The sequence below is a fragment of the uncultured Campylobacter sp. genome (assembly GCF_938031315.1).
Taxonomy (GTDB): Bacteria; Campylobacterota; Campylobacteria; order Campylobacterales; family Campylobacteraceae; genus Campylobacter_B.
In genome coordinates this window covers 1-8,753 of the sequence record NZ_CALHHT010000529.1, presented here as the reverse complement: position 1 = coordinate 8,753, position 8,753 = coordinate 1, and the positions used below count along the sequence as shown (strand labels likewise).

Annotated in this window: 11 protein-coding genes; 6 read left to right on the top strand and 5 right to left on the bottom strand. The window is 46.9% G+C overall.

Annotation, left to right across the window (positions count from 1 at the left end; translation table 11 throughout):
* Positions 1 to 52 precede the first annotated feature (52 nt).
* From Q0236_RS13180 to Q0236_RS13170, 3 genes are all read left to right on the top strand, one after another.
* Positions 53 to 982: an alpha/beta hydrolase gene (locus Q0236_RS13180; RefSeq protein ID WP_297919017.1), complete on the top strand. Its 930-nt coding sequence runs from the start codon at positions 53 to 55 to the stop codon at positions 980 to 982.
* Between the two features lie 16 nt (positions 983 to 998).
* On the top strand, positions 999 to 1,499 hold the full coding sequence (locus Q0236_RS13175; RefSeq protein WP_297919014.1) for a flavodoxin: 501 nt from the start codon (positions 999 to 1,001) through the stop codon (positions 1,497 to 1,499).
* A gap of 224 nt (positions 1,500 to 1,723) precedes the next feature.
* Positions 1,724 to 2,170, top strand: a complete 447-nt coding sequence (locus Q0236_RS13170; protein WP_297919011.1) for a cupin domain-containing protein — start codon at positions 1,724 to 1,726, stop codon at positions 2,168 to 2,170.
* 63 nt (positions 2,171 to 2,233) lie between these two features.
* Here Q0236_RS13170 and Q0236_RS13165 read toward each other — a convergent pair whose 3' ends face one another.
* Positions 2,234 to 2,593 carry an Imm10 family immunity protein gene (locus Q0236_RS13165; protein WP_297919008.1) on the bottom strand — a complete coding sequence of 120 codons (360 nt, stop codon included), beginning with the start codon at positions 2,591 to 2,593 and terminating at the stop codon, positions 2,234 to 2,236.
* A 44-nt stretch (positions 2,594 to 2,637) separates the two neighbouring features.
* Positions 2,638 to 3,621: a phosphoribosylformylglycinamidine cyclo-ligase gene (gene purM, locus Q0236_RS13160; protein ID WP_297919005.1), complete on the bottom strand. Its 984-nt coding sequence runs from the start codon at positions 3,619 to 3,621 to the stop codon at positions 2,638 to 2,640.
* 73 nt (positions 3,622 to 3,694) lie between these two features.
* On the opposite strand from purM, the gene coaE reads away from it, so the two are divergent.
* From coaE to dapF, 3 genes are all read left to right on the top strand, one after another.
* The gene (gene coaE, locus Q0236_RS13155) at positions 3,695 to 4,369 is read left to right on the top strand and encodes a dephospho-CoA kinase (RefSeq protein ID WP_297919002.1); all 675 of its coding nucleotides are present in this window, start codon (positions 3,695 to 3,697) and stop codon (positions 4,367 to 4,369) included.
* 65 nt (positions 4,370 to 4,434) lie between these two features.
* Entirely contained in the window at positions 4,435 to 5,355 is a 921-nt protein-coding gene (locus Q0236_RS13150; RefSeq protein ID WP_297918999.1) for a tetratricopeptide repeat protein, read from the top strand.
* Between the two features lie 178 nt (positions 5,356 to 5,533).
* A complete protein-coding gene (gene dapF / locus Q0236_RS13145) occupies positions 5,534 to 6,412 on the top strand; it encodes a diaminopimelate epimerase (protein WP_297918996.1) in 879 nt (292 codons plus the stop codon).
* 708 nt (positions 6,413 to 7,120) lie between these two features.
* On the opposite strand, the gene Q0236_RS13140 is transcribed toward dapF, so the two are convergent.
* From Q0236_RS13140 to Q0236_RS13130, 3 genes are all read right to left on the bottom strand, one after another.
* The gene (locus Q0236_RS13140) at positions 7,121 to 7,267 is read right to left on the bottom strand and encodes a hypothetical protein (RefSeq protein ID WP_297918993.1); all 147 of its coding nucleotides are present in this window, start codon (positions 7,265 to 7,267) and stop codon (positions 7,121 to 7,123) included.
* Positions 7,268 to 7,533: 266 nt separating this feature from the next.
* Positions 7,534 to 7,869, bottom strand: coding sequence for a hypothetical protein (locus Q0236_RS13135; protein WP_297918990.1), 336 nt, complete (start codon positions 7,867 to 7,869; stop codon positions 7,534 to 7,536).
* Positions 7,870 to 8,121: 252 nt separating this feature from the next.
* Positions 8,122 to 8,670, bottom strand: coding sequence for a hypothetical protein (locus Q0236_RS13130; protein ID WP_297918987.1), 549 nt, complete (start codon positions 8,668 to 8,670; stop codon positions 8,122 to 8,124).
* Positions 8,671 to 8,753 lie beyond the last annotated feature (83 nt).

Here is an 8,753-nt window from a genome sequence, read left to right as displayed (position 1 = left end):
TAACCTATCAAGATAGGTTCGGCTTTGCCGGCTAAATTTAAAAAGGTTGATTTTGAAAAAGTTTTTGATTTCGGCGCTATTTGCGGCAGCACTAGCGGGAGGGCAGATGAACGAGAGCTTTACAAAAGAGAGCAAAATTTCAGATGTCGTCCGTGATGCGGCGTTTGGTGATTACGGCAGGTTGCTTTTCCCTACGCACAAGGGTTATTTTAGCGGCGGTAAGCTCGGCGAGCTAAATTTGACGTGGTACGAGCACATCGATGCCGATAAAACGGTTGAAATTTTAAACTATCTAAAAGATCGCGCTAAGGCCGGCGAGCAGGTATTTTATGATATTTACTCAAATACCGAAAAAGCCGCCGATCCGCGCAAAAACGATACTGGGCTTTTTTATTTCAAAGGCGAGCGGGACAAGCCGTTTGCAGTGGTGGTTGCCGGAGGCGGCTTTGCCTATGTGGGCGCGATGCACGATAGTTTCCCGCACGCGCTTGAGCTTTCTAAAAAGGGCTACAACGCCTTTGCGTTGATCTACCGCCCGGGCGCTAGGAGCGGAGCGCAAGACCTTGCTCGTGCGATTAGCTTTATTTTTGAGCACGCAAAGGAGCTTGAGGTGGGAGTGGAGTTTTATTCGCTGTGGGGCGGCTCGGCCGGAGCTAGGCTCGTAGCGATGCTGGGAAGCTACGGCACGCAGGCTTTTGAGCAGGGCTCGCATCCACGCCCTGCAGCCGTGATAATGCAATATACGGGCTATTCGGACTTTACGCGAAATGATCCGCCGACCTTTGCCGTCGTTGGCGAAAACGACCGGATCGCAAGCCCCAGCGTGATGGAGCGACGGATACGAAATTTAGCCGCTGCGGGCGTTAAAACGCAGTTTCGTAGCTACGCAAATTTAGGTCACGGATTTGGCTTAGGCACCGGCACGGCGGCACAAGGCTGGCTGGATGAGGCGGTCAAATTTTGGCAAGAACAGATGAGATAAAAGAAAGGAAAATAAAATGAAAAAACTAAGCAAAATAATGGCTACGGCGCTTGCTATGTGTTCATTCGCGGCAAACCAAAGCGCAGCGGAAAATATCAAATTTGAGCCGCAAAAGACGCTCGTAGTCTATTTCTCCGCAGGCGGCAATACGGCTAGAGCGGCAAATTTAATAGCACAAAATTTAGGGGCCGAGATAGTCGAGCTAAAGCCCGTGCAGCCCTACACGAACGCGGATCTAAACTACAACGATCCAAAAAGTCGCGTTAGCCGAGAGCATGATGATACGTCGCTTAGGAAAGTGCCTTTGGCTAACGCTAAAATCGAAGGCTGGGAGAGCTATGATGTCGTTTTCGTAGGCTATCCGATCTGGTGTCACGATGCTGCGTGGCCGGTTGACGAGTTTATAAAAAACAACGATTTTAACGGCAAAAAAGTGATCCCGTTTTGCACCGTTTATAGCTCCGGGCTTGAAAATAGCGATAAAAATTTAGCCAAGAAAGCAAACGGCGGCGAGTAGCTAGCGGGGAAGTGCTTCGGCGAGAGACCGAGCGAAAAAGAGATAAAAGAGTGGTTCGCGAAATTTTAGGCGACTTTTGCACTTTGGCTTTAAATTTGTGATTAAATTTAAAGCGAGCATAATGAACGCTAAAATTCTTAAAATTCTGAGTTTAGCGGCGATGGTGCGCGCGTTAAATTTAAGCGCACAAGAGCACTGCGAAAAATATAGACAAAGGAGAAAAGATGCAGGAAAAGCAAGTTTTGGTTAAAAAGGAAAATCTCGCCGTTTATGATAAGGTAAGCGATAAAATTTTTGCAGGCGGATTGCCTAAAGTCACGCTGCTTTTCGGCGCAACGCCTTATGCAAACGCAGGGGCGGCGCTAGTGCATTTTCCGCGTGGAGTACGCACGGCATGGCACACGCATCCTGCGGGGCAAAATTTAATCGTAACGAAGGGTAAAATTTACACCGGTACGGCGGACGGCATCGTGCAAATCGCCAGCCCCGGCGACGTGGTGCTTTGTCCGCCGGGCGTCAAACACTGGCACGGAGCCGGACTGCACGAAGACGGCGAGCACATCGCGGTAACCTTCGAAAAGGACGGCAAAAATGTAACGTGGATGAAGCATCTAGGCGAGGACGAATATAAAAACCTCATCGAAAAAGCGGACGCAAAGGACGCGGAGTAGTATCCTCCGGTAGAATTTACATCGCGCTTGCTAAATTTTACGTGCCGTTAGGCGCATTTAAATTTACCCCTCGATGCTAAGCAGATCGCCGAAAATTTCTTTACAATACTGAATGAAGCGTTTGGGAATTTTAACGCCGCGAACATCTACGGCGATGACGCTGCCTTGGACTTCAAAAACAATAAGCTCGCTAGTGATTTTCAATGCTTTGCAGCCGTTATAACATACGTCGCCGTTGCACTCGGCGTATAAGCCGTTATGCGGTGCGTCTGCGTCCTCATACCGCCCGAGCTTGATCGGTCTTTGGAAAAGCAGATAGTTTTTATAGTCGTACTTGTCGTCCGCAAGGCCTATCATATAATAATTCTCGGCGCTGTTTTTGGAAGCGGTTGCAATACCTGCTTTAAAATTTAGTCTAAACATAAATTCTGCCTTGGCAAAAAGCGGCAAATTTTACCGCTTCAAATTTACACGAGCTGTGCGCCCCCGCCTTTTACGACCTCGCCGATGACGTAGCCGTCGGTATTTGCTAGTACGAAGTCAGCGTTTTCTTTCGGAGCTACGACGATCATGCCTACGCCCATGTTAAATGTCCTCATCATCTCGGCAGGCTCTACCTTTTGCGCTATGACTTTAAAGATTTCAGGCGTGCGGATCGCTGCATGCTCGATCTTCGCGCCCAGCCCCTCTGGAAATACGCGCGGCAAATTTTCCAAGATGCCGCCGCCCGTGATATGCGCTAACGCGTGGATCTTGTCTTTTAAATTTAAAAAGTCGCCGACGTAGATCCTGGTCGGCTCCAAAAGCACGTCGATGAGCGCGCGACCGCCGATTTTCTCGTCAAATTTCAGCCCTAGCTCGGCGATCACTTTGCGCGCGAGCGAGAAGCCGTTTGAGTGCAGGCCGCTACTAGGAAGCGCGATGAGCACGTCGCTTTCGCGGACGAATTTTGAGCGGTCGATCTCGTCCTCCTCGGCGATACCCACGGCAAAGCCCGCGAGGTCAAAATCGCCCTTCTCATACATCGATGGCATCTCTGCCGTCTCGCCGCCGATCAGCGCGCAGCGGGCGAGCTTGCAGCCCTCGGCGATGCTTTTTACGACCTCTTTGGCATCCGCGATCTCGAGTTTCGCCGTCGCGTAGTAGTCGAGGAAAAACAGCGGCTCGGCGAAGTTGCAGATGAGGTCGTTTACGCACATCGCGACGAGATCTTGCCCCACGCCGTCAAATTTGCGCGCGTCGATCGCGAGTCGCAGCTTTGTGCCCACGCCGTCGGTGGCGCCTAGGATCGCGGGCTTTTTGTAGCCAGTAGGCAACCTTACCGCACCCGAAAATGAGCCGATACCGCCCAAAACGTGCGGAGTTTGCGTGGCTTTAACGAACGGTTTTATCGCGTTTACGAAATCATTTCCCGCGTCTATATCGACACCAGCGTCTTTGTAGCTTATCAAATTTTATCCTCCAAGATGGTATAATTTCGCAGATTTTAGCTAAAATCGAATAAAAACGCTATAAAGGTTCACCTTGAAATTTAGACACGCCGTCATCATCACGGGCAGCATCGGTAGCGGCAAGAGCGCGGTTTGCGAGCTGCTTCGTGATCGCGGATTTGAGATCATCGACGCCGATAAGATTTCGCATGACGTTTTGGATCGCTGCGCCGCACAGGTAGCTGAAATTTTCGGCGCGCAATACATTGTACAAAAAGACTCGAAAGCTAAAAATTCTAATTCGCATGCGGAATTTAGTGCCAGCGGTGATGAGAAAAATTTGACCGATTCGTGCGCCTCGGTGGACCGCAAAAAACTAGGCGAGTTGGTGTTTAAAAACCCTGCGGAGCTTGCAAAGCTTGAAGCACTGCTGCATCCAAAGATAACGGCTGAAATTTTATCGCAGGCGCAGGCTTTGGAGGCGAAAGGAAAGCTTTACTTCGTCGATATTCCGCTGTTTTTCGAGGGCAAGAGGTATGAGTTTTTTGATAAAGTGGCGGTCGTTTATGCACCAAAAGACACATTGATCGCGCGCGTGATGAAGCGAAACGGGCTGGATCATGCCGCCGCAAAGCACCGCGTGGAGCTGCAAACGGATATCGAGCAAAAGCGCGCTATGGCGGATTTTGTGATAGATAACAGCGGCGATCTTGCTGCGCTTAAAGCCGCGGTGGAGAGATTTTTAAAAGAGCTAAAAGATAAAATTTAGCCCTTTGCCTGGTTGCGTAAAATTTCTCGCGAATTAAGATGAGACTAAAAATAAAGGATAAAGCAATGAGGATCGGTAGCTGCGCCCAAAAGGGCGCTAAATTTCAAAATTTTAAAAGCACGCCGCTTAAAGAGCGGTTGAAATTTACGGCGCGAGCGGTTTTGCTCTCCGCGCTGTTTGCGACGGGCGCTGCGGCGGAGATCGACGATCTAAGGAAGGGCTGCGCCGCGGGAAGCGAGATGGATTGTAAAAAACTAAGCCGCGTGATAAACGAGCTGCAGCGCAATTGCGACGCCGGCGGCGAGGAAAACGCGCTGGATTGTGCAAATTTAGGCTACGCATACGACTCAAATAGAAGCTTCAGGCAGGCCGCGCGCTATTACGACAGGGCGTGCAAGCTCGGCGAGCAGAAGGGCTGCGTCTATTTGGGACTGCTCTACAACGACGGGCAGGGAGTCACGCAAGATCGTAAGAGGGCGAATGAGCTTTTTAGCGATGCTTGCAAGAAAAACAGCAGCGAGGGGTGCGCGAGCCTTGCATACAACTATAAAAAGGGGCTCGGCGTCTATCCAGACACGAAAAAGGCGATCGAGCTTTTGATCAAGGCTTGCAAGATGGGGCAGGTAGAGGCGTGCCATAACCTAGGGCTTAGCTATGTTCTCGGCGAAGGCGTGAAAAAGGACGCGGACAGGGCTAGGACATTTTTTACGAGGGCTTGCGAGCAAGGGCACGCGGATTCGTGCGTAAATTTGGGCGTTACGTATTTCAAAGGCGACGGCGGGCAAAAGGATCATGCGCTTGCTGCGAAGTATTTTAGCGAGGCGTGTGAGAGAAGCGACGAGCCGCTAGCCTGCTCAAATTTAGCGTATCAATACGAAAAGGGCTGGGGCGTAGCGAAAGATAAAAAGAGGGCGCGCGAGCTTTATGAAAAGGCTTGCAAGCTCGGAAGATTTGATGCTTGCGAGCATTTAAAGACTATGAGGTAGGCTCTAACATCAAGCGCGAAAAACGCATAACAAAATGGGCTTACGAAAGAAGATAGTTAGTAACTTTAGTCTTAGTAAAGCCTATAAATAAGCGATGCGCTTAAATTTAGATAGAAGTAAAATTTTAATAAAGCGTTAGTGAGCAGCGTTAGTAATTTTAAAATTTGCGAGGTAGATGATGAAAATTTCAAAATATAATGCGAGCGGAAATGATTTCGTGATATTTACGGATTCAGTTAAGGCGGATAGATCCAAGCTAGCGCGCGAGCTATGCGATAGGCGTGATGGGGTGGGCGCCGACGGGCTCATCGTCGTACTACCGAAATTTAACGGTATCGAGGGGATAAATTTCGAGTGGGAATTTTACAATAGCGACGGCAGCAGCGCCGATATGTGCGGCAATGGCTCGCGCGCGGTATGCATGTATGCGTATGAGAATTTTTTGGCCGGGCAGAGCATGAAATTCCTAAGCGGCGCAGGCGTAATTAGCGGTGAAATTTTCGGTATTTTCGGCGGAAATTTGAGCGAGAGCATGCGAGGCGAGCTACGCAATGTAAGCTTTGGCGAGATTTTCAATCTGCGTCCTAATGCTCACGCGTTAGTAGCTAATGTCGAGGTAATGTTAACTCGTCCTAAGCGCCTGGGCGAAAGCTTTGAGGAGGCAGGGCTAACGTGGTATTTTTATAACACAGGAGTGCCGCACTTAGTAACTTTTGTTAGCGATTTAAATGAGTTCGACGCCGCGCTAGCCCGCGATCTGCGTGAAAAGTATAACGCTAACGTTAATTATGCGTTAGTTCAAAGCCGCCTCGCAAGCAAAATTTTAAAGGTGCGCACCTTTGAGCGTGGCGTAGAGGCAGAAACTCTCGCATGCGGTACGGGGATGGCAGCATGCTTCATCGCAGGCGTCGAAAATATGGGGCTAACTCCCGACATCCGCGTGATACCCGCAAGCGGTGAAACGCTAAATTTGCGCTTAGGGGATGGAGGCAAAATTTACTTTCGCGGCGACGTTAGGCATACTTTCGATGGCGAATTTATCGGATACGTGGAGTAAACAGGGCGGAATTTCGAGCCGGTTTGCGCGAGAATCCGTCAAATTTTCGAGTGTAATTTATACAAAATTTCGCTTTTCGCTACGTTTGATAAAATAATATATTTGCAATACAGCATTGGAATTTTAAAATTTTATGATGATGAAATTTTAGAATTTTCGGGGATGGTTTGCGTGATAATTTTAATTTTGAGGTAAAATTTGTCGCTTCACTGCAAAATTTAATTCCTAAATCTCGGAATTTTATGAAATAAAATTTTAAGATTTCAGCGTGCGGAATTTTGCTACTAAATTTAAAATTTTTGCTTGAATTTCACATTTGTATCGCATTAATTTGGGCTTCTGCGGAATTTAGCGTTATAAAATTTACGCTCTAACCCGCTCATTTGGTTTATAATTTTTGCTGCCACCGCAAAAAATCCGCCGTGTTCGCACAAGTGAAATTCCGTCGCATTTGCACGAGCGAAATCCGCCACTGATAGTAGAAAGCGCGGTATCAAGCGCAAATCCTCGCCGCGGGTAAAATCTATCATTGACGATAAAGGCTGGATTTATCGATGCGGCAATTCTTGAAGTGCGGTAGAATTTACTAACGACGATAAAAGCATAGTGTGGTTACGGCGAAATTTAAAATTTGCGCCCGCCGAATTTCGCCGCGCCGTCATTTTGTCGTTTAAATTTTAAATTCCATCCGCGTCGGTTTCGCCGAAACTAGGCATAAAGCCTGATGATTAACTCTCTGGCGAGCGCTAAAATCACGACGAAGATTGTAAATTTTAATAAAGATTTTTGTCGTATCGCGACAAGCATGACGATGCCAAATAAAACGAGCGCAATATCTAAAAATGTATCTTTCATACGCTTAATTGAAATTTAATCAAAATGCTAAGTATGATAAGAAGTATTATAAAGCGCAAGATTGAGCGCATGGAGGATAGATCACCAAATTCTTTGTCATATTCCTTTTTTACCTCCCATTCAGCTTTCCAGGCGAACATTTTTACTATAAAATCCAGCATTTTCATCTCCTTTTTTAAGGCTAGTCGCATAAAAACGAAATTCTGTAGCGCCACGTGAAATTAAAGAATTCTATCTAATCGGCGCTTAAAATTTTTAATTTTGGGCTATTTGTCGGCGTTTTGGACGAGCGCTTTTTCGTATTTTTCGATAAAGTTTCGCCCTGACTCGCATAGACGGTAGATGAAAATCTTCGACGCCTTGCCTGCATCAAGCCCCGTATCCTTAATGCTTTCGCGCTGCAGATAGCTCCAGTTTTTATGAATTATGTCAAGAGTTGATTTGATCGATGTGTAGTTGCGCCCACTCGCAGCTGCGAATTCGTTCACGGGTCTCATAAACTCCGCATCGCTTTGCTTGTTGCGACACAAAAGTCCCTCTTTACCTTGTGATTCGACCAGTTTTAGCGTTTCATAAATGAGTTTGTCTTTTAATTTGATCATCGGCTTTCCCTTATGTAATTGATATGGGTTTACCAAAATTATATCATAAAAAAGCCCGCCTCTCGGCGAGCAAATGTGATTTGGTTTAATCAATCATAACCTCAATGTTTCTTTCAACACCATGGTTTGACTCAGCTAAACATTAGCTTAATACTATAGTTCGATTTAACCATTAACTAGACATTTTCTCTCAATGTTATGGTTCGATTTAACCATCAACTCAATGGTCTCCTCAATATTACCCAGAAGTTATTACTTAAAAAATTCTGAAGTAATCCATCTTAATACGCCATGTATAACATTAGCGTCATAGTTGCTAGCCATCGCGGCAATCTTGATTTCGATAATGCCATTCTCGAATAAGCGTTCCGCATCCGACACAAACATCGTCGTACGCGAACGTCGTTCAACTTCCTGACAAAACCGAACAAAATTCGGCACATCACAAAGATGTTTAAACTTCGAGCGCGAAAATCTCACGTCAATTTGAACCGGTCTCCCCGTCGTCACGTCATCAATCGTCACCAATTTCAGATTTCGACAAGTCAAGTTCCAATTATCCGTGAATTCCTTAATACTTGAAGCCGTTCTGCGTGAAGTAGATTGAGCCGGTTTTTCGTCCTGTGCAAAAACGCTTTCTTGCACAGAGTCATCGCCCTGCATGAGAATGTCGCTCTGCATAGAATCATTACCCTGCACGAGATCAACACCTTGCATAGAATCATCGCTCTGCACAAGGTCAACGTTTTGCATAGAAATATCGCCCTGCACAAGATAATCTTTCTCCAAATCATTTTTCATTTTTATCCCCCTTCCTTAAGGTACCCATCAGTTTGCATCAACAAAAAACACAAAAATAGCACTAGTATTATAATATATCTCTG

Coding starts and splice junctions, on each gene's coding strand:
- Q0236_RS13140 (WP_297918993.1), bottom strand. CDS start 7,267: ATGAAAGATACATTTTTAGATATTGCGCTCGTTTTATTTGGCATCGTC.
- Q0236_RS13175 (WP_297919014.1), top strand. CDS start 999: ATGAAAAAACTAAGCAAAATAATGGCTACGGCGCTTGCTATGTGTTCA.
- Q0236_RS13165 (WP_297919008.1), bottom strand. CDS start 2,593: ATGTTTAGACTAAATTTTAAAGCAGGTATTGCAACCGCTTCCAAAAAC.
- Q0236_RS13170 (WP_297919011.1), top strand. CDS start 1,724: ATGCAGGAAAAGCAAGTTTTGGTTAAAAAGGAAAATCTCGCCGTTTAT.
- Q0236_RS13150 (WP_297918999.1), top strand. CDS start 4,435: ATGAGGATCGGTAGCTGCGCCCAAAAGGGCGCTAAATTTCAAAATTTT.
- Q0236_RS13130 (WP_297918987.1), bottom strand. CDS start 8,670: ATGAAAAATGATTTGGAGAAAGATTATCTTGTGCAGGGCGATATTTCT.
- dapF (WP_297918996.1), top strand. CDS start 5,534: ATGAAAATTTCAAAATATAATGCGAGCGGAAATGATTTCGTGATATTT.
- Q0236_RS13135 (WP_297918990.1), bottom strand. CDS start 7,869: ATGATCAAATTAAAAGACAAACTCATTTATGAAACGCTAAAACTGGTC.